Consider the following 1,072-nt stretch of genomic DNA (forward strand, 5'->3'; position numbering starts at 1 on the left):
TGTAAAGGTCAACTAATTCGGTAACAGAATTAGCTTTAAAGAATAAAGCTAAAACGTTATGCGCAACATAAATAATGACCTGACATTAAAGCGTAACTATCTGAGCAAATACCGGTTTCTGATCGGAGAATATGAGCAGGTAAAACGCAGGGAACATCCGGTTTATCGGTTTGCCAAGGATTTCTACTTAGCCCATGATACTGATGCCCGTGCCTTTCTGAAGTATTATAACCTGTTCAAACAATCGGGCAATGAACTTGATCTGCTGCCTGGAAAGCGCGGGCCGAAGTACGGCAGCCGCAGACCGTCACCTGCTGACGAACAGCAGGTGCTTGATTTGCGTGATAAGGGTTGCAATAAGTTTGAAATCAACAGCCAGCTTAAGCAAAAATCAAATAACTTTATACCATCGCCGTCAGGGATTTACAACATTCTGAAACGGCACGGCCGTAACCGGTTGAAACCGGTAGACCGGGAAGTAAAAGTAAAGATCATCAAGGAACGTATGGGCCAGTTAGGGCATATTGACTGCCACCACTTAAGCAAAAGCGTGATACGAGGACAAAACAGGAAATTATACCTGCTTTGTGTGCTGGACGATTACAGTCGCCTGGCATGGGCTCAGGTGATGACAGATATTACAGCGCTGACTACCATGTTTACAGCCATGCATTGTCTGCAGGCACTCAAACGGGAGTTCGGTATTCAGATGGAAGAAATCATTGCCGATAACGGGCCGGAGTTTGGCACAGCGGTCAGTCAGAATAAAATGAACCATCCCTTTGAAAGGATGCTCTTTGAAACTGGTATTAAGCGCAGGTACATGAAAGCCTACCGTCCGCAAACCAATGGTAAAGTGGAGCGTTTTTGGCGCACACTGAATGAAGACCTCATTGAAGATACCGACTTTGACAGCCTTGAAGAACTGGAAAATGAACTCCTTAAATACCTCGTTTATTATAACTGGGAAAGACCACACCAAGGTATCGGCGGAAAGAAACCTATCGATATGGTCGCCCTAAACAACAAAAAATAATAGCTAATTCTGTTACCGAATTACCTAACCCTTACA

The 1,072-nt window shown here is 44.3% G+C and carries 1 protein-coding gene; it reads left to right on the top strand.

Features of this window, described 5'->3' with window-relative positions; genetic code table 11:
• Positions 1 to 58: 58 nt before the first annotated feature.
• Positions 59 to 1,036: an integrase core domain-containing protein gene (locus FHW89_RS28600; RefSeq protein WP_172338458.1), complete on the top strand. Its 978-nt coding sequence runs from the start codon at positions 59 to 61 to the stop codon at positions 1,034 to 1,036.
• Positions 1,037 to 1,072: the final 36 nt, after the last annotated feature.

Source organism: Mucilaginibacter sp. SG564, from assembly GCF_013149275.1.
GTDB lineage: Bacteria > Bacteroidota > Bacteroidia > Sphingobacteriales > Sphingobacteriaceae > Mucilaginibacter.